The sequence below is a fragment of the Streptomyces sp. NPDC006134 genome (assembly GCF_040628835.1).
Lineage (GTDB): Bacteria > Actinomycetota > Actinomycetes > Streptomycetales > Streptomycetaceae > Streptomyces.
The window spans coordinates 77,174-94,757 of record NZ_JBEXTV010000014.1 but is presented as its reverse complement, the minus strand read 5'-3'; the positions used below and the strand labels follow the sequence as shown (position 1 = coordinate 94,757).

Sequence of the window (17,584 nt, the reverse complement as noted above, 5' to 3'; positions counted from 1 at the left end):
GGCCGCGTCTGTGTGACGCATGGCGGGCGCGGATGGTTGTGCGGGAATCGGTGTGGGACTCCCCGCGTTTCGGACCCGCCCCGGACTCCCCCGGACCCGCCCGGACTCGCCCCGGACCCGCTCCGGTGTCCGCATGGTGGATGGGTGCCGTGATGCGTACCTGTTGTATCTATCCTGTGGGCATGACCATGGCCGTGAAGCAACCCCCCGCCGCCGACCGCGTCTACACACACGTCAAGCAGGGCGTCCTCGACCGCCGTTACGAGGGAGGGACCCTCCTCACCGAGGGCGAGCTCGCCGAGGCCGTCGGGGTCTCGCGCACCCCGGTGCGCGAGGCGCTGCTGCGGCTGGAGGTCGAGGGGCTGATCCGGCTCTACCCGAAGAAGGGCGCCCTGGTACTGCCCGTCTCCGCACAGGAGATCGCCGACGTCGTGGAGACCCGGCTGCTGGTCGAGGAGCACGCGGCACGCAAGGCCGTACCCGCGTTGCCCGGGCTGGTCGAGCGGCTGGAGCGGCTGCTCGTCCGGCAGCGGGAGCAGGCCGCCGCCGGCGACTTCGCCGCCGCGGCCGTCACCGACCGCTGCTTCCACGCCGAGATCGTCCGCAGCGGCGGCAACGAGATCCTCTCCCGGCTCTACGACCAGCTCCGCGACCGGCAGTTGCGCATGGGCGTCGCCGTCATGCACTCCCACCCGGACCGGATCGCCAAGACCCTCGCCGAGCACGGGGAGATCCTCGACGCGCTGCGCGCCGGGGACGCGGAGGCGGCCGTCGCCGTCGTCCGCCGGCACGTGAGCTGGTTCTCGAACCTGGCCCGGGGGGAGGTCCGATGAGTTCGACGAGCTCCCTGAACGGTTCCACCACCCTGCCCGGCGATCCGCCGGGCGGCCGGCGCGCGATCGGCGTCTGGAGCGTCGGCGTCGCCGTCTACTTCGTCGCCGTCACCTTCCGCACCTCGCTGGGGGTGGCCGGCCTCGACGCCGCCGACCGCTTCCACGTGGGCGCCTCGGCCCTGTCCACCTTCTCCATCCTCCAGCTCCTGGTCTACGCGGGCATGCAGATACCCGTCGGCCTGCTCGTCGACCGGCTCGGCACCAAGAAGGTGCTGGGCCTGGGCGCGGTGCTGTTCACGGCGGGGCAGCTGGGCTTCGCGTTCTCCCCGTCGTACGGCATGGCGCTCGCCTCGCGGGCGCTGCTCGGCTGTGGCGACGCGATGACGTTCATCAGCGTGCTGCGGCTGGGCACCCGCTGGTTCCCGGCCCGGCGCGGGCCGCTGGTCGGCCAGCTCGCCGGTCTGGCCGGCATGGCGGGCAACCTCGTCTCCACCCTCGTCGTGGCGCGGCTGCTGCACGGCATCGGGTGGGAGGCGGCGTTCGCGGGCAGCGCGCTGGCGGGCGTCGTCGTGCTCGTCCTGCTGCTGCTCTTCCTGAAGGACCACCCCGAGGGGCACGAGCCGGAGCCGGCCGGGCACCAGGGAGCCGCGTACGTACGGCGGCAGATCGCGCGGTCGTGGCGGGAGCCGGGGACGCGGCTCGGCCTGTGGGTGCACTTCACCACCCAGTTCCCGGCGATGGTGTTCCTGCTGCTGTGGGGCCTGCCCTTCCTGGTCGAGGCGCAGGGCCTGACCCGGGCGACCGCGGGCGAACTGCTCACGCTCGTCGTGCTGTCGAACATGGCGGTCGGCCTGGTCTACGGCCAGATCGTCGCCCGGCACCACGGGGCGCGGCTGCCGCTGGCGCTGGGCACGGTGGCCGCGACGGCCCTTCTGTGGGCCGCGACGCTCGCCTGGCCCGGTGCGCACGCTCCGATGGGGCTGCTGATCGTGTTGTGCGTGGTGCTGGGGGCGTGCGGCCCGGCGTCGATGATCGGGTTCGACTTCGCGCGGCCCGCCAACCCGCCGGAGCGGCAGGGAACGGCGTCCGGGATCACCAACATGGGCGGCTTCATCGCCTCGATGACCACGCTGTTCGCGATCGGCGTGCTGCTGGACGCCACCGGGGACGACTACACCGTCGCCTTCTCCTCCGTGTTCGTGCTCCAGGCGCTCGGCGTCTCCCAGATCCTGCGGCTGCGCAGGCGCGCGGCCCGGCGGGAGCGGGAGCGGCTGGTCGCCAGCCGGGTGGAGACGGTGCACGTCCCCGCGTGATCCGTCGCGTGCGAGGGCATGGCGCCCCGCTTGCTCGGTGACCGGGAACTACTTGGTGACCGGGAACTACTCGGTGACCGGGAACTACTTGGTGACCGTGAAGTTCCGCAGGATGGCCGCCGCCAGCTCCTGGTCGCCCTCCGTCTTGACGCGGTCCGCCACCGCCTCCGGCGTCACCCGCCCGCAGGCCAGGCGGACGTAGGTCTCCCAGTCGAGGGAGAGGGAGGCGGCCGGCCCGAGCGCGGGAACCGTCTCCAGGGTGCCGCGGCCCTGGATGTCCACGCGCACCGTGCGCAGGAACTCCACCGGGCCGTGGACGTCCACCACGACGGCCGAGCTGCGCGGCGCGTGCGCGTCCTCGGCGACGACCCGCGGCAGCTCGTCGAGCAGCACGTCCCGCGCGACGTACGCGCCGGGGGAGTCGAGGTTGCCCGGGCGGCCGAGGGCGGTGCGCAGGTCCTGCTCGTGCGCCCACACGTCGAAGGCGTGCCGGCGCATCGACTCCTCCAGGGTGAGGTCGGCGCCGTACGGGCCGCGGACCTTGGCGCCGGGGTCGCGGTTCTCGTTCCGCAGCTGGCGGTTGCGGCGGATGATCATGTACTCCAGCTCGGCGGTCATCTCCGGCGCCGTGTGGTGGCGGCGGACGTCGACCTGCAGCTCCATGTAGCGCTGGTGGTCGGTGGTGACGTGGAACAGGTCGCGCGGCAGCGTGTGGATGGGGCGCGGGTCGCCGAGCATCTCGGAGTCCAGCCCGATGACGTGGGAGACCACGTCGCGGACCGACCACCCCGGGCACGGTGTGCGCCGGTTCCACTCGCCCTCCACGAGGGGCTGGACCAGCTCGGATATCGCCTCGATGGAGTGGGTCCAGGCATCGGCGTAGGGCTGGAGGGTGGGATGCAGACTCACGGAACGGGACCCCTCGGCGGTCGGTACACGGGCAGGTGGCGGCGGTGCCAGTGGGAGGTGGCTGCACTCGGCGGGCGTCTTCGGACTCCCCCGAGCCCTCGCCTCCGCTGCGCGCAGGCTTCGAGCAGGGGGGACCCCCAAGTTACGCTGCTGTGCGGTACCCCGGCAGTGCTTTCGTGTGACGATCGTAGGCCGTGGGGAGGCCCGTGTGGACGGCTCCGATGGCCAGGACGGTGGTAGTGTGCGCGCTTCTCTGATCCAGATCGCCGTGGACGAGGGGGAACCGGTCGCGTCGCGCCGCCGGCGCGTGGCCGCCCTCGTACGGGAGCAGGAGGGCGCCGACCTGGTCGTCCTGCCCGAGCTGTGGACCACCGGCGCGTTCGCCTTCGAGGACTTCGGCGCCGGGGCCGAGCCGCTCCGGGGACCGACGTACGAGGTGATGGCCAAGGCCGCGAGCGACGCGGGCGTGTGGCTGCACGCGGGCTCGATCCCGGAACGCGACCCCGACGGGACCCTCTACAACACCTCCCTCGTCTTCTCCCCCTCCGGCGACCTGGCCGCCGCCTACCGCAAGATCCATCGCTTCGGCTTCGACAAGGGCGAGGCCGTGCTGATGGGCGCGGGGCGCGAGCTGGTGACGGTCCGTCTGCCCGGGACGACCCTCGGCGTGGCGACCTGCTACGACCTCCGTTTCCCCGAACTCTTCCGCGGGCTGGTCACCGCCGGCGCCGAGACCCTCGTCGTCCCGGCGGGCTGGCCCGAGCGCCGCCGCTCCCATTGGACGCTGCTGGCTCAGGCGCGGGCGGTGGAGAACCAGGCGTTCGTCCTCGCGTGTGGAACGGCCGGGACACACGCGGGAGTTCCGCAGGCCGGTCACTCGATCGTGGTCGATCCGTGGGGCGAGGTGCTGGCCCAGGCGGGCCCGGACGAGGAGGTCCTCACCGTGGAGTTCGACCCCGCGTCGGTGGCGGCCACGCGGGAGCGCTTCCCGGCGCTGAAGGACCGTGTGCTGGGGCTGGAGACGCCACCGCGCCGGTGACCACCGCGCCGGTGACGGTTGCGCCGCCGCATCGCCGCACTGGTGACGGCCGCGCCGCCGCATCGCCGCACTGGTGACGGCCGCGCCGCCATGCTGCCGCATCGCCGCATCGCCGCATCGCCGCATCGCCGCACCGGTGACCCCACCCCCGCTGGGTGCGCCTCGCTGGGTGTGCCCCGCTGGGTGCGCCTCGCTGGGTGTGCCCCGCTGGGTGTGCCTCGCTGGGTGTGCCCCGCCGGGTGCGCGGGCGCGCGGGCGGGGCGGGCGCGCTGATGGCCGCCGCGCCGGCGGTACGCCCCCAGCCGGGGTCAGCCGTCTTCCCGCTCCTTCTCGGACAGGTGGATCACGCACACCGTCACCGCGATGAGCAGCGCCGGGTCGGCGTCGTCCCGGACGATGTCCACGCCGTAGGTGTCCCGCACGGTCAGCAGGCGCCGCGAGACGACGGCCAGGAGCTCACCGTCGTACTCGATGGCGAACTCCCGGTCGAGGATCTTGCCGCTGACGTCCAGCTCGTTGCCGTCGGCCAGGGCGACCCGGTAGTGGTTGCGCAGCAGCGACAGCCGCTTGCGCCGGATCGTCGCCAGCGGCTCGCCGTTCCGCTCGATCACCAGGGTGTCCCGCAGGGCGAGCATCTTCTGCCGGATGTCGATCAGGACCCGGCCCTGGGGGTCCTTCAGCTCCCACCTGTCCCGCAGGCGCATCGCCTTGCCGTCGACGAGGAAGGCCCTGTTGCCGCGGTCGTCCTCGATCCAGTAGTCGTCACCGAAGCCGAGGAGCCGGTCGTACACGAGGAATCTCATGCACGGAGCGGTTCCCCGCCGCCCGGTCCGAAACGCCGCCGGTAGGCCGACGGGCTGAGCCCCGTCTCGCGCCGCAGCCGCGCCCGCAGGTTCGCCGCCGTACCCAGCCCGCACCGGGCCGCCACCACGTCCAGCCGCTCCTCCCCGCGCTCGATCAGCCGCCGCGCGAGGGTCACGCGCTCGGCGGTCAGCCAGGCGAGCGGCGTCGTGCCGAGCTGTGCGTGGAAGCGCCGGTGCAGGGTGGCCGGGGAGACCGCCGCGCGGGCCGCCAGGTCCGCGACCGTCAGCGGCCGGTCCAGCCGCTCCTGCGCCCACGCCAGCACCGGCGCGAGCGAGGCGCCGGGCACGTCCGGCACCGGCCGCTCCACGAACTGCCGCTGCCCGCCGTCCCGGTGCGCGGCGAACACCAGCCGCCGCGAGACGGCGTTGGCGATCTCGGCGCCGTGGTCCTGCCGCCACAGGTGCAGCCCGAGGTCCAGCGCGGCAGCGCTGCCCGCGGCGGTGAGGACACCGCCCTCGTCCACGAAGAGCACGTCCGGTTCCAGGACGACCCCCGGGTGCAGCGCGCGGAAGGAGTCCGCCCACATCCAGTGGGTCGTCGCCCGCCGCCCGTCCAGCAGCCCGGCCTCGGCGAGCGCGAAGGTGCCGGTGCAGAAGCTCACCACGCGCGCGCCCCGCGCGTGCGTGCGGCGGATCGCGTCCAGGACGGCCTCCCCGCGCGGGACGACGTTGTCCGGACGGCCCGGTACGACGAGGGTGTCCGCGTCGTCCGCCGCCTCCAGGCCGGGCACGCCGGTCAGCGTGAAGAAGCCGTGGTTCATCCGCACCCCGGGCGTCGGCGTGCACAGCGTCACCTCGTAGAGCGGCCCGCCGGGCCCCAGCTCGGGCCGGGGCAGCCCGAACAGCTCGGTGGCGACGCCGACCTCGAAGGGGTTGGTGCCCTCGTCGACGATCACGGCGACGCGGTGCGGGCGCACGGCCGGGGCGGGCTGAGAGGATCCTTGCGGCATCTGCGATTCCTAGCACTCGTGCGCCGCCCGCGACAGCCCGAGGATGACCGCATGACCCAGGAACCGATCTCCCTCGCCTCCGCCCTCGCCTCGTTCAGCGAGCAGTGGAGTCCCCGCATCGTCACCGCCGTCAACGACTACGACGTCCGCGTCGCCAAGGTCGAGGGCGAGCACGTCTGGCACGCGCACGACCACACCGACGAGTTCTTCCTCGTCCTCGACGGCGAGCTGCACATCGGCCTGCGCGAGGCGGCCGGCGAGCGCACGGTCGTCCTGCCCCAGGGCGCGGTCTTCACGGTCCCGCGCGGCACGGAACACAAGCCGTACGCCCCCGTCCCCACGGCGATCCTGATGTTCGAACCGACCGGCACCCTCACCGTCGGCGACCGGCACGACGAGGTGCCGGACCACGTGGACGCGACGACGGGACACGCGCTGAGGTGACGCGGCGCACGGACGGGCCGGGCGCCGGCACGGATGTCCGTGGCGAGTGGCACCCTTGATCCATGGCCGATTCATCCCCCGTCCCGGTTCCCCGCCGTGCCCGTGTCCGTGCCCCCGAGCTGATCGGCAAGGGCGGCTGGCTGAACACGGGCGGGAAGCAGTACGCCCTGTCCGACCTGCGCGGACGCATCGTCATCCTGGACTTCTGGACCTTCTGCTGCATCAACTGCCTGCACGTCCTGGACGAGCTGCGCGAGCTGGAGGAGAAGCACCGGGACACGGTCGTGGTCATCGGGGTGCACTCGCCGAAGTTCGTCCACGAGGCCGAGCACCGCGCGGTGGCCGACGCCGTGGAGCGGTACGGCGTCGAGCACCCCGTCCTGGACGACCCGGAGCTGGCCACCTGGAAGCAGTACGCGGTGCGGGCCTGGCCGACGCTCGTCGTGATCGACCCGGAGGGGTACGTCGTCGCCCAGCACGCCGGTGAGGGGCACGCGCACGCCATCGAGCGGCTGGTGGAGGAACTGGAGGCCGAGCACGCGGCGAAGGGGACGCTGCGGCGTGGCGACGGGCCGTACGTGCCGCCGGAGCCGGAGCCGACGACGCTGCGCTTCCCGGGCAAGGCGCTGCTGCTGCCGTCCGGGAACTTCCTCGTCAGCGACACCACCCGGCACCAGCTGGTGGAGCTGGCGGCGGACGGGGAGAGCGAGGTGCGGCGGATCGGCGCCGGGACGCGCGGGTTCGCGGACGGCGACCTCGCCACGGCGTCCTTCAACGAGCCGCAGGGGCTGGCGCTGCTGGAGGACGGGTCCGTGGTCGTCGCCGACACCGTCAACCACGCCCTGCGCCGCCTGGACGTGGCCTCGGGCGAGGTCACGACCCTGGCCGGCACCGGCCGCCAGTGGATGCAGGGCGATGCCACGGCGGGCCCCGGCCGCGAGGTCAGCCTCTCCTCCCCCTGGGACGTCGCCTGGTGGAACGGCCGGGTGTGGATCGCCATGGCCGGGGTGCACCAGCTGTGGGCGTACGACCCGGCCGACGGGACCGTGGCCGTCACGGCCGGGACGACCAACGAGGGGCTCGTCGACGGGCCGGGCGAGGAGGCATGGTTCGCGCAGCCGTCGGGGCTGGCGGCCACGCCCGAGCGGCTGTGGCTCGCCGACTCCGAGACGTCCGCGCTGCGCTGGGTGGACCCCGACGGCGCCGTGCACACGGCCGTCGGCACCGGGCTGTTCGACTTCGGGCACCGGGACGGGGACGCCGGGCAGGCGCTGCTCCAGCACCCGCTGGGCGTCACGGCGCTGCCCGACGGCTCGGTCGCCGTCAGCGACACCTACAACCACGCCCTGCGCCGCTACGACCCGGCCACCGGCGAGGTCACCACCCTGGCCACGGACCTGCGCGAGCCCAGCGACGCCGTCCTCGTCGGCGACGACATCGTGGTGGTGGAGTCGGCCCGGCACCGGCTGACCCGGCTGCGGCTGCCGGAGGAGGCGGTCCGCGTCGAGGCCGTCGCCCACCGCACCCGGCGCGCGGCGACCGAGGTGGCGCCCGGCCGGCTCCGGCTGGACGTGATCTTCCAGGCGCCGGCGGGGCAGAAGCTCGACACGCGCTACGGTCCGTCGACCCGTCTGCTGGTGTCGGCCACCCCGCCCGAGCTGCTGCTGGCCGGCGAGGGCGCGGGGACCGATCTCTCCCGCGCCCTGGAGCTCGACCCCGCCGTGCCGGAGGGTGTCCTGCACGTCTCGGCGATGGCGGCGTCCTGCGACGACGATCCGGCCAACGAGTACCCGGCCTGCCACGTCCACCAGCAGGACTGGGGTGTCCCGGTCCGCCTCACCGAGGGCGGCGCGGACCGGCTGCCGCTGGTGCTGGCGGGGATGGACGAGGGCTAGAACCCGCGTCCGTGGCGGCGTCCCGGGTGATCTAGAGGTCCGCCTCCGCCGCTTCCTCGTCCGGGTCCTGTTCCGCGGTGGCGGTGGGGCTGTCGTCCCGCGCCGTCTTCCGGCGCAGGTTCTCGACGTCCGCCTGGAGGCTGACGATCTGGTCGAGGAGGGCGTCGAGCGTATCCGGCGGGACGACGGGCGTGTGGCTGCCGACCACAGGTTCCAGCAGCAGGAGCTGGTCCATGGCGTCCCTGGCCGCCGTCACGCTCGCCCGCAGGGTGTTCCGGTGGTCGGCGGCGCGCTGGCTGGCGGGCCGGTTACCGGGGGCTGGGGTGCCGGACGAGCCGCCCGCCTGCGCGCCGGACGGCTCACCCGCCGCGTCCTCCGCGTCTGTTTCCGTTCCCGTGCTCCGTGCCGCGGTGCCGGAGGCCGGGCGGGGCAGGAGAAGGGCCGGGGGCCTGGCAGAGTGGGCCTTGCGGGCGCGGTCGGGGTTCGAGGCCCAGACGATGTCCCACTGGTGCAGTAGCACCGGCGCCTCGTCGTCGTCGCGCTCGATCTTGTCATCACGGGAGAGGTCCACCTTGTAGTGGGCGTAGTGCGCGCCGGTCCCGCCGGTCCCGCCGGTTTTCTGCCGGACCAGTTGGCGCATGGTCACCGCGTTCTCCGGCAGCGCGTCGTCGCGGAACCGTTCGGCAGCCAAGGCCAGCGTCCACAGCCCCGTCTCGTTGTGTTTCTGGGACAGATCCTCGATCACCTGGTTGACGTCGGCACGGAACGGGACGCCCCCCTTCTCCTTGGCGGCCATCAGGGCGGAGCCGACGTTGCGGGTCAGCAGCTTGTCGGCGATCAGCGCCACCCCGCCGGCCACGGCGAGGGTGCAGCGCGCGTCGATATCCCCGGCCATCGCGGGCCCCACGAGAGTGGTGAAGTCGTCCGTGGGACGGGGCTCCCACTCCTGGATCACGTCGGAGGTCAGGACGCCGCCGTTGTTCCAGGCGTTGCGCGCCTGCTTGGTGACGTGCTTCTTGTGCGCCCGCCAGGGCAGGTCGATCAGTGGGCCGAGGAGTTCCGCGAAGCCCTTCAGCCCCATCCGCCTGCCGCCCTTGATGGCCTTGGCCTGGTCCTTGAGCGGCTCCAGCAACTCCGGCCGGGTCAGGGCGTGCACCAGGTAGACGGCCCGCCACAGGGCCGTGCCCGGTGGGGAGGGATCACCGTCGAAGTGCTGCGGCAGGTCCTCTGGCTGGATACGGCCGACGGCCAGCCCGTAGATCGTCTGGAGGTCGTCCTTCGGCACGAGGGAGTCGCCGAGCTGGATCACCCGTTTCAGGGCACGGGTGGCAACCTCGACGTTCTGCGCGGCCGTGTCCCACTGCTTGAACTCCACGTGCACCGATGCCAGCACGGACCGGATCGCGTCGTCGAAGACGTCCTCGGCGGCGAGGAGATGGCCCGGGTGCCCTTCGACGCCCACGGCGACCTGGGCGGGGACGACGTAGGTCTGTGCGATTTGGGCGGCGCGCAGCCCGGGTTCCGGCTCGGCGATCTCCCGGGCGAACTCCTCCCTGAGCGTCCGGCGCCATTTCTCCCGCCGTGCGGCCAGCCGTCGCTCCAAGGTCTCGCTGGCTGGCCCGGGAGCAGCGATGGTCTTGCCGAAGAAGGCGTTCACGGCCAGCGTGGCGACGTCCGCCGGCTCCGCGCCGGGGCCCGTCTGGACCTCCCAGGCGCTGGCGAGCCGGGTGATGCCGTCTCGCACGACCAAGGCGTGGAAGGACTCGGTGCCGTCCTCGAAGGTGATCTCGACCGGGTGGGTGATCAGGTTCCGGGTGACCTTGCGGGCGAGGACGGAGGGCCCGTAGCTGTTGAGCGAGAGCGTGGCGTGCAGGGTCTGCCACACGTGGTCCTGTAGGTGAGTGGGGTCCCGGTACCGGTACCGGATGCTGGCGCAGGGACGGTCGGCGTCCGTGACGCCTTGGACCTGAGGGTCGGGGACCTCCATGACCTCCATGCCGGTACGGGGCTGGATGCCGGGCAGCAGTTCGCTCAGGAAGACGCGGGTGACGGCCGAGCGCAGGGTGGCGCCGTCGACGTTCTCCACCATGAGCAGCCCGGTCGGCTCGGCCGCCGTGGGCCGCAGTTGTACGGCCACCGCCTCGGGGCTGGTGGTGGCGCGGGCGATCGCTTGCAGGGCAGCCTCCGGCAGGAGGACGACCGGGTTGTCCCGGCCGGCTTCCACCACCTTGGCGAGGTCCGCTTCCGTAGGCGGGGACGGCAGTTCGGGGTCGACATTCGACACGAGTACGGATTCGGAGCCGTACTGCACCGAGAAGGAGCGGGAGGCGGGAAGAGGCATGACTGAAGTCCTCGTGGAGGCGGAGAGGCTGGGAAGGGGAGTGAGGGAGAGGACAGGGAAGGCGGGGCGGAGATGCGGGAGAGAGGAAGGTGCGCGAGAGGTGAACGGTGTGCCGCACCGGCCCCGCCGAGGGCCGGTGCGGCGTGTGGTCAGAGGACCAGGGGGCCTTCGGCTTCGGGCAGCAGTTCGGGGTACCACTCCCACAGGAAGCGCCGGTTGGGCCGGTGGGCAAGGTGCTGGTAGGCGCAGTACGCGACGAACTCCGCCGCCTCCAGCAGCTCTTCCACCCCAGCCTGGACATGGGACGGGGCCTGGGCGGGGCGCGGCGGTGCCGCAGCGGCCGGAACGGGCGTGAGGTCGTACCACGAGGGCGCGGCCGTGTTCGTGCGGATGACCGCCAGCGCGGCCGTGCCGTGCGCTGTGTGCCGCGCTGCGAGGCGTCCGAGGACCGCTTCGGCCGTCGCCGGGACGTTGGCGGTCCCGGATCGAGCGGTGCCGACGGTCGTACCGGGCAGCGACGCGATCGTGGCCAGCCCGCGCTTGAGGACCTTGCGGTATTCCCACCGTTCGGCCTTGCTGGGGCCGCGGCCGGTCGAGGGGATGCGCGGTCTGCCCTGACCGGCCGCGAGTTTACGGGCGCGAAGGATGTCGCCGCGCCGGATGTTCAGCAGGGGGTCGCCGTGGAGCTCCTCCCGGAACCCGGACCAAGCCGCAGCAGCCTCTTTCGACTCCAAGGCATCCCAGTCGACACGCAACCATCCGGCCACAGACATATCGCGGCCTCCCGAGAGGACGCAGGCGTAGACGTACAGAGGAGAGCTCTTGGCTGGAGCAAATATCTCGGAGCGGTGGTCATCCCCGCCGCCGGCGGCGGGGAGGGCGGGCTGATCAGCGAAAGCGTGCATGGCGACTCCGTGGCACGACAGGAGAAGTGTTGGAGCATCCGCTGCAACGGCGGTGCTTGCGCGTTGCAGGCGCCTCGCTTCGCGCAGTCAGGACTGTACCGACTCGCCCCCACCGACCCGTGCCGTCAGCTGCTCTGGGCCAGAAGTGCGCACATCTGATCGTTTAAGTACTGCGAAAGACTGAGTGCATCTTCAAAAATATGAGAATCAAGAAAGAAGCCTTTCTTTGATCCCTGGATGGTTGTCGAAAAGCCAGGGCATCCGGTTCTCCCCGTACTGATCGAGCGCCGCCAGCTTCGATGCGAGCGCCACCGCCTGCCCCAAGGGGCCGTCCTTGGAGAGGACGAAGACGTACTCGTTCTCCGATGTCGGCAGCCGTCTGGGCAGGGTGATGAGTCCGAGTTTCTCCAACTCCCGGGAGATCTCGTGACACAGCTCGGCGCTCAGACGCTGGCGCTCCGGCGCCGCGTACTTCTTGATGAAGCGCATGGAAACGCGCTTGACGCCATGGTCCACCTCGACGGCGTGCGCGATAACGGTGAAGTCCATAACGTGGCACTCTACTGAGTTATCTACTCAGTAGAGTGCCCCTTGCGTCAGGAACTCGAAGTTCGAATGTGATATTCGAATGAAGTGACGCTAATCGAACATTCTGTTCGTTCAATATCGGCCATTGAAACTATCCGATTCTCAGCATCCTCCGGGTCCCAAGCGATCCGGCGCGTGGCCCGAAGCGTCGCGTCAGACGCCGTACCCGTCGCTGTAGCGGCCGTCGCCGCGGTGGTGGTGGTGCGGGGCCGCCTGCTCGTCGACGACCGGCGTGGTGGGCGGGACCACCACGCGCCGGCGCCGGGCGATGCTGCTGAACGTCGAGACGCCGATCAGGCCGACGATCATGAGGATGACGCCCACCACATCGAGGTTGACGCCCCGCATGTCCCAGTCGGTCGCGAACGTGAGGATGGCTCCCGCGGCGATGAGGATGATGCACCCGCCGAGGCCCATGAGTGTCGCCTCCCTGTCGGTCCGGTCGGTCCGGGCTTTCCGGTCGATCCGGTTCCGTGCGGGTACCCCCGGGTCCAACGCCCATGCGCGGGCCCGGGGTTGACGCCTCGGTGGCTAGCCCTCCAGGAACGCCACCAGCGCGTTCGCCAGCAGGTACGGGTCGTCGGCGCCGCACAGTTCGCGGGCGCTGTGCATCGACAGGATGGCCACGCCGATGTCGACGGTGCGGATGCCGTGCCGGGCGGCGGTGATGGGGCCGATCGTCGTGCCGCACGGCATGGAGTTGTGGGAGACGAACGACTGGAAGGGGACGTTCGCCTTCTCGCAGGCGGCGACGAACACCGCGCGGCCCGAACCGTCGGTCGCGTAGCGGTTGTTGACGTTGACCTTCAGGATCGGCCCGCCGTTGACGCGCGGGTGGTGCGTCGGGTCGTGCCGCTCCGCGTAGTTGGGGTGCACGGCGTGGCCGGTGTCGGAGGAGAGGCAGACGGTGCCCGCGAAGGCGCGCGCCCGGTCCTCGTACGAGCCGCCGCGCGCGAACACCGAGCGCTCCAGGACGGTGCCGAGGAGCGGGCCGTCGGCGCCGGTGTCCGACTGCGAGCCGTTCTCCTCGTGGTCGAAGGCGGCCAGCACGGGGATGTACGGCAGGGCGTCGCCCGAGGTGGCGACGGCGGCCAGGGCGGCGGTGCCGGCGTGCACGGACAGCAGGTTGTCCATGCGCGGGCCCGCCACCAGCTCCCGGTCGCGGCCCAGGTAGGCGGGGGCCTCCACGGGGTACGTCATCAGGTCCCAGCCGGTGACCTCGCCGGCGGGGATGCCGGCCGTCTCCTCCAGGAAGGCGACGAGGTCGCCGTCGCGGACGTCGTCGCCCAGGCCCCACACCGGCTGGAGGTGGCGCTGCTTGTCCAGCTTGAGGCCCTCGGTGGAGACCGAGCGGTCCAGGTGGATGGCGAGCTGCGGGACGCGCAGCAGCGGGCGGTCGACGTCGACCAGGCGCGTCGAGCCGTCGCGCAGGGTGAGGCGGCCGGCCAGGCCCAGGTCCCGGTCGAGCCAGGAGTTCATCAGCGGGCCGCCGTAGATCTCCACGGCGACCTGGCGCCAGCCGTGCGCCCCGCTGTCGGGCAGCGGCTTGACGCGCAGGCCGGGGGAGTCGGTGTGGGCGCCGACGATCCGGAAGGGGGTGTGGGGGTCCGCGCCCTCGGGGACGTACCAGGCCACGATCGCACCGCCGCGCAGCACGTACTTCCCGCCGCTGGTCCCGTCCCAGGCGTCCGTCTCCGCGACCTGCCGGAAGCCGGCCTTCTCCAGCCGTTCGGCGGCGTTGGCCACGGCGTGGTACGGCGTCGGGCTCGCCGCCAGGAAGGCCATGAGGTCGTCGGTGTGGGGGCGGTGGAAGACCTGAGGCGCGCGCGAAGCGCTCCCTGGAGGGGCGGTGGCGGGTGACGACGGACGGGAGGGTGCGCTCATGGTGTTCACCTTAACGACGGGCGAGGGCCCGTTCCCGGCAGGACGGGAACGGACCCTCGTACAGCGGCGGGAGAGGACTAGAACGCGGCCTCGTCCAGCTCCATGACGTCCAGGTCGACGCCCTCGGCGACCTTGCGGGCGCAGGTGACGCCCGGCAGCACGGTCTGGGCGAAGAACTTCGCCGCGGCGATCTTGCCGGTGTAGAACGCCTTGTCCTTGGCGGACGCCGTCGGCAGCTTCTCGGCGGCGATCGCGGCGCCCTTGAGCAGCAGGTAGCCGACGATCACGTCACCGGAGGCCATCAGCAGGCGGGTCGTGTTGAGACCGACCTTGTAGATGTTCTTGACGTCCTGCTCGGTGGCCGCGAGGTCGGTCAGCATCAGGCCGACGATGGCCTCCAGCTCGACGGCGGCCTTGGCGAGCTGCTCGCGGGCGCCGGCCAGCTCCTCGCCGCCGGTGCCGAGTGCCAGGAACTTCTTGATGTCCTCGGCGAGCGAGTTCAGCGCGGCGCCCTGGTTGCGGACGATCTTCCGGAAGAAGTAGTCCTGGCCCTGGATGGCGGTGGTGCCCTCGTAGAGGGTGTCGATCTTGGAGTCGCGGATGTACTGCTCGACCGGGTACTCCTGGAGGAAGCCGGAGCCGCCGAAGGTCTGGAGCGACTGGGCGAGCTGCTCGTAGGCCTTCTCGGAGCCGTAGCCCTTGACGATCGGCAGGAGCAGGTCGTTCAGGGCGTGCTCGGCGGAGGCGTCCTCGCCGTTCGCCTCCTTGACCTGGATGGCGTCCTGGACGGAGGCGGTGTACATCACCAGGGCGCGCATGCCCTCCGCGTACGCCTTCTGCGTCAGCAGCGAGCGGCGCACGTCGGGGTGGTGGGTGATGGTGACCTTGGGCGCGGTCTTGTCCATGAAGTTGGCCAGGTCCGGGCCCTGGACGCGCTCCTTGGCGTACTCCAGCGCGTTGAGGTAGCCCGTCGACAGCGTGGAGATCGCCTTCGTGCCGACCATCATGCGGGCGAACTCGATGATGCGGAACATCTGGCGGATGCCGTCGTGCTTGTCGCCGATCAGCCAGCCCTTGGCGGGGTGCCGGTCGCCGAAGGTCATCTCGCAGGTGTTGGAGACCTTCAGACCCATCTTGTGCTCGACGTTGGTGGCGTAGACGCCGTTGCGCTCGCCCAGCTCGCCGGTCTCGAAGTCGAAGAGGTACTTCGGGACGAGGAAGAGGGACAGGCCCTTGGTGCCGGGGCCGGCGCCCTCGGGGCGGGCGAGCACGTAGTGGAGGATGTTCTCCGACATGTCGTGCTCACCGGAGGTGATGAAGCGCTTCACGCCCTCGATGTGCCAGGAGCCGTCCTCCTGCTGCACGGCCTTGGTGCGGCCGGCGCCCACGTCGGAGCCGGCGTCGGGCTCGGTGAGCACCATCGTCGAGCCCCACTGCCGCTCGACGGCGATCTTCGCGATGTTCTTCTGGACCTCGTTGCCCTCGTCGAAGAGGATGCCCGCGAAGGCGGGGCCGGAGGAGTACATCCACACGGCCGGGTTGGCGCCGAGGATCAGCTCCGCGTAGGCCCAGATCAGGGAGCGCGGCGCGGTGGTGCCGCCGATCTCCTCGGGCAGGCCGAGCCGCCAGTACTCGGACTCCATGAAGGCCCGGTAGCTCTTCTTGAAGGACTCCGGGACCGGGGCGGTGTTCGTCTCCGGGTCGAAGACGGGCGGGTTGCGGTCGGCGTCGGCGAAGGACTCCGCCAGCTCGTTCTCCGAGAGCCGGGTCAGCTCCTCCAGGATGCTCTTGGCGGTGTCGACGTCCATCTCCGCGAACGGGCCGGTGCCGTACAGCTTGTCGCGGCCGAGCACCTCGAAGAGGTTGAACTCGATGTCCCGGAGATTCGACTTGTAGTGCCCCATGGCGACGGCTCCGTAGAGAGATCGGCGAGGCACTGACTCCTCGCGCAGTTTCACGTACCAGCTAGTAGCTACGATGATGCTACCCGTCGGTAATAAGAAGCAACCCCGGGCGGGCCATCTGTGACTCAGTAGGCTTGCCGCCATGTACGGCTACGACCAGACCGCGGGTTCTCAGCAGCAGCAGTACGCCCCTCCGCAGCAGCCGATGAACGGCGGGTACGGGCAGCAGGCGCCGCTGTACCCCGAGCCGTCCCCGCCGTCGCTCGCGGACGCGGTGCGCGCCTTCACCACCGGGCAGATGACCGCCGAGGACTTCCAGCAGATCTTCGCGACCTCGAAGGTCTACTGCCCGCGCGGTGACAACCCCGGCTTCCTCGCCCTGCACAACACCCAGCAGCCGGTGATCCCGATGTTCACCACGCTCAAGGAGCTGCGGCGGTACGCGGGCAAGGAGTCCAAGTACTTCGTGATCACCGGTGCCGAGGTGCTGGACCTGCTGCCGACCGGCTACGGCTTCGTGCTGGACATGGAGGGCGAGCACCGGATCGTCTTCGACGCGAAGGCCGTGGAGGAGATGGTCGACTTCGCGATGCGGCGGATGTACGGCTAGTCCGTATCCGCCGCTGTGTCGCCGGGCCCGGGGAATGTCCCCCGGGCTCTTTCTGTTGGGGGTGGCAGGAAGTTCAACGCTCAACTAAAATGGGCGTACCTGAGGAGGTACCGACATGCCTGCCGTGACCGTCGAGAACCCGTTGACGCTGCCCCGTGTGACCGCCCCCGCCGACGCCGTGGCACGTCCCGTGCTCACCGTCACGACCGCGCCCAGCGGTTTCGAGGGCGAGGGCTTCCCGGTGCGCCGGGCGTTCGCGGGGATCAACTACCGCCACCTCGACCCGTTCATCATGATGGACCAGATGGGTGAGGTGGAGTACGCGCCCGGGGAGCCCAAGGGCACCCCCTGGCACCCCCACCGCGGCTTCGAGACCGTCACCTACATCATCGACGGTGCCTTCGACCACCAGGACAGCCACGGCGGCGGCGGATCCATCACCAACGGCGACACCCAGTGGATGACCGCGGGCAGCGGCCTGCTGCACATCGAGGCCCCGCCGGAGCAGCTCGTCATGTCCGGCGGTCTCTTCCACGGTCTCCAGCTGTGGGTGAACCTGCCGGCCAAGGACAAGATGATGGCCCCCCGCTACCAGGACATCCGCGGCGGCCAGGTCCAGCTCCTGACCTCCCCCGACGGCGGCGCGCTGCTGCGGGTCATCGCCGGTGAGCTGGACGGCCACGCCGGTCCCGGCATCACGCACACCCCGATCACGATGATCCACGCCACGCTCGCGCCGGGCGCGGAGGTCACCCTGCCCTGGCGTGAGGACTTCAACGGCCTGGCGTACGTGCTGGCGGGCAAGGGCTCGGTCGGTGCCGAGCGCCGTCCGGTCCGCCTCGGCCAGGCCGCCGTCTTCGGTGCGGGGTCCGCGCTGACCGTCCGCGCGGACGAGAAGCAGGAGTCCCGTACGCCGGACCTGGAGGTCGTCCTGCTCGGCGGCCGGCCGATCCGGGAGCCGATGGCCCACTACGGCCCCTTCGTGATGAACACCAAGGAGGAGCTGATGCAGGCCTTCGAGGACTTCCAGAAGGGCCGGCTGGGCACGGTCCCGGCGGTGCACGGGATGTCGGCGGGCGGACCTCGGGGCTGATCACCTGACGCCG

The 17,584-nt window shown here is 71.4% G+C and carries 16 protein-coding genes; 7 read left to right on the top strand and 9 right to left on the bottom strand.

Going from position 1 to position 17,584, the window contains the following annotated elements; genetic code table 11:
• Positions 1-182: 182 nt before the first annotated feature.
• A complete protein-coding gene (locus ABZ340_RS11925; RefSeq protein WP_358781613.1) occupies positions 183-833 on the top strand; it encodes a GntR family transcriptional regulator in 651 nt (216 codons plus the stop codon).
• Positions 830-2,146 carry an MFS transporter gene (locus ABZ340_RS11920; RefSeq protein ID WP_358781612.1) on the top strand — a complete coding sequence of 439 codons (1,317 nt, stop codon included), beginning with the start codon at positions 830-832 and terminating at the stop codon, positions 2,144-2,146. The genes ABZ340_RS11925 and ABZ340_RS11920 overlap by 4 nt, the downstream gene beginning before the upstream one ends.
• A gap of 84 nt (positions 2,147-2,230) precedes the next feature.
• Here ABZ340_RS11920 and ABZ340_RS11915 read toward each other — a convergent pair whose 3' ends face one another.
• Complete coding sequence (locus ABZ340_RS11915) at positions 2,231-3,055, bottom strand: maleylpyruvate isomerase family mycothiol-dependent enzyme (RefSeq protein ID WP_358781611.1); 825 nt, start codon at positions 3,053-3,055, stop codon at positions 2,231-2,233.
• Between the two features lie 241 nt (positions 3,056-3,296).
• On the opposite strand from ABZ340_RS11915, the gene ABZ340_RS11910 reads away from it, so the two are divergent.
• Positions 3,297-4,094 (top strand): carbon-nitrogen family hydrolase, encoded by a 798-nt coding sequence (locus ABZ340_RS11910; protein ID WP_358781610.1) that lies wholly within the window; start codon positions 3,297-3,299, stop codon positions 4,092-4,094.
• A 308-nt stretch (positions 4,095-4,402) separates the two neighbouring features.
• Here the strand turns inward: ABZ340_RS11910 and ABZ340_RS11905 are convergent, their stop codons facing one another.
• Positions 4,403-4,897, bottom strand: coding sequence for an LURP-one-related family protein (locus ABZ340_RS11905; protein WP_358781609.1), 495 nt, complete (start codon positions 4,895-4,897; stop codon positions 4,403-4,405).
• Positions 4,894-5,907, bottom strand: coding sequence for a helix-turn-helix domain-containing protein (locus ABZ340_RS11900; protein WP_358781608.1), 1,014 nt, complete (start codon positions 5,905-5,907; stop codon positions 4,894-4,896). The genes ABZ340_RS11905 and ABZ340_RS11900 overlap by 4 nt, the downstream gene beginning before the upstream one ends.
• Before the next feature lie 51 nt (positions 5,908-5,958).
• On the opposite strand from ABZ340_RS11900, the gene ABZ340_RS11895 reads away from it, so the two are divergent.
• Together ABZ340_RS11895 and ABZ340_RS11890 are read left to right on the top strand one after the other, a co-directional pair.
• On the top strand, positions 5,959-6,351 hold the full coding sequence (locus tag ABZ340_RS11895) for a cupin domain-containing protein (RefSeq protein ID WP_358781607.1): 393 nt from the start codon (positions 5,959-5,961) through the stop codon (positions 6,349-6,351).
• A 62-nt stretch (positions 6,352-6,413) separates the two neighbouring features.
• On the top strand, positions 6,414-8,246 hold the full coding sequence (locus tag ABZ340_RS11890) for an NHL domain-containing thioredoxin family protein (RefSeq protein ID WP_358781606.1): 1,833 nt from the start codon (positions 6,414-6,416) through the stop codon (positions 8,244-8,246).
• A gap of 31 nt (positions 8,247-8,277) precedes the next feature.
• Here the strand turns inward: ABZ340_RS11890 and ABZ340_RS11885 are convergent, their stop codons facing one another.
• The 6 genes from ABZ340_RS11885 to ABZ340_RS11860 all read right to left on the bottom strand — a co-directional run bounded on the left by ABZ340_RS11885 (position 8,278) and on the right by ABZ340_RS11860 (position 15,868).
• The gene (locus tag ABZ340_RS11885; protein WP_358781605.1) at positions 8,278-10,587 is read right to left on the bottom strand and encodes a hypothetical protein; all 2,310 of its coding nucleotides are present in this window, start codon (positions 10,585-10,587) and stop codon (positions 8,278-8,280) included.
• Positions 10,588-10,736: 149 nt separating this feature from the next.
• Complete coding sequence (locus ABZ340_RS11880) at positions 10,737-11,321, bottom strand: hypothetical protein (RefSeq protein WP_358781604.1); 585 nt, start codon at positions 11,319-11,321, stop codon at positions 10,737-10,739.
• 378 nt (positions 11,322-11,699) lie between these two features.
• Positions 11,700-12,041, bottom strand: a complete 342-nt coding sequence (locus ABZ340_RS11875) for a hypothetical protein (protein WP_358781603.1) — start codon at positions 12,039-12,041, stop codon at positions 11,700-11,702.
• Positions 12,042-12,233: 192 nt separating this feature from the next.
• Positions 12,234-12,497 (bottom strand): hypothetical protein, encoded by a 264-nt coding sequence (locus ABZ340_RS11870; protein ID WP_358781602.1) that lies wholly within the window; start codon positions 12,495-12,497, stop codon positions 12,234-12,236.
• Between the two features lie 114 nt (positions 12,498-12,611).
• Entirely contained in the window at positions 12,612-13,964 is a 1,353-nt protein-coding gene (locus tag ABZ340_RS11865; protein ID WP_358781601.1) for a M18 family aminopeptidase, read from the bottom strand.
• Between the two features lie 77 nt (positions 13,965-14,041).
• Positions 14,042-15,868: an acyl-CoA dehydrogenase gene (locus ABZ340_RS11860; RefSeq protein ID WP_358781600.1), complete on the bottom strand. Its 1,827-nt coding sequence runs from the start codon at positions 15,866-15,868 to the stop codon at positions 14,042-14,044.
• 142 nt (positions 15,869-16,010) lie between these two features.
• On the opposite strand from ABZ340_RS11860, the gene ABZ340_RS11855 reads away from it, so the two are divergent.
• Together ABZ340_RS11855 and ABZ340_RS11850 are read left to right on the top strand one after the other, a co-directional pair.
• On the top strand, positions 16,011-16,478 hold the full coding sequence (locus tag ABZ340_RS11855; protein WP_358781599.1) for an SseB family protein: 468 nt from the start codon (positions 16,011-16,013) through the stop codon (positions 16,476-16,478).
• Positions 16,479-16,593: 115 nt separating this feature from the next.
• Positions 16,594-17,571 (top strand): pirin family protein, encoded by a 978-nt coding sequence (locus ABZ340_RS11850; protein WP_358781598.1) that lies wholly within the window; start codon positions 16,594-16,596, stop codon positions 17,569-17,571.
• Positions 17,572-17,584: the final 13 nt, after the last annotated feature.

Coding starts and splice junctions, on each gene's coding strand:
- ABZ340_RS11925 (WP_358781613.1), top strand. CDS start 183: ATGACCATGGCCGTGAAGCAACCCCCCGCCGCCGACCGCGTCTACACA.
- ABZ340_RS11920 (WP_358781612.1), top strand. CDS start 830: ATGAGTTCGACGAGCTCCCTGAACGGTTCCACCACCCTGCCCGGCGAT.
- ABZ340_RS11905 (WP_358781609.1), bottom strand. CDS start 4,897: ATGAGATTCCTCGTGTACGACCGGCTCCTCGGCTTCGGTGACGACTAC.
- ABZ340_RS11900 (WP_358781608.1), bottom strand. CDS start 5,907: ATGCCGCAAGGATCCTCTCAGCCCGCCCCGGCCGTGCGCCCGCACCGC.
- ABZ340_RS11895 (WP_358781607.1), top strand. CDS start 5,959: ATGACCCAGGAACCGATCTCCCTCGCCTCCGCCCTCGCCTCGTTCAGC.
- ABZ340_RS11890 (WP_358781606.1), top strand. CDS start 6,414: ATGGCCGATTCATCCCCCGTCCCGGTTCCCCGCCGTGCCCGTGTCCGT.
- ABZ340_RS11885 (WP_358781605.1), bottom strand. CDS start 10,587: ATGCCTCTTCCCGCCTCCCGCTCCTTCTCGGTGCAGTACGGCTCCGAA.
- ABZ340_RS11875 (WP_358781603.1), bottom strand. CDS start 12,041: ATGGACTTCACCGTTATCGCGCACGCCGTCGAGGTGGACCATGGCGTC.
- ABZ340_RS11870 (WP_358781602.1), bottom strand. CDS start 12,497: ATGGGCCTCGGCGGGTGCATCATCCTCATCGCCGCGGGAGCCATCCTC.
- ABZ340_RS11865 (WP_358781601.1), bottom strand. CDS start 13,964: ATGAGCGCACCCTCCCGTCCGTCGTCACCCGCCACCGCCCCTCCAGGG.
- ABZ340_RS11860 (WP_358781600.1), bottom strand. CDS start 15,868: ATGGGGCACTACAAGTCGAATCTCCGGGACATCGAGTTCAACCTCTTC.
- ABZ340_RS11855 (WP_358781599.1), top strand. CDS start 16,011: ATGTACGGCTACGACCAGACCGCGGGTTCTCAGCAGCAGCAGTACGCC.
- ABZ340_RS11850 (WP_358781598.1), top strand. CDS start 16,594: ATGCCTGCCGTGACCGTCGAGAACCCGTTGACGCTGCCCCGTGTGACC.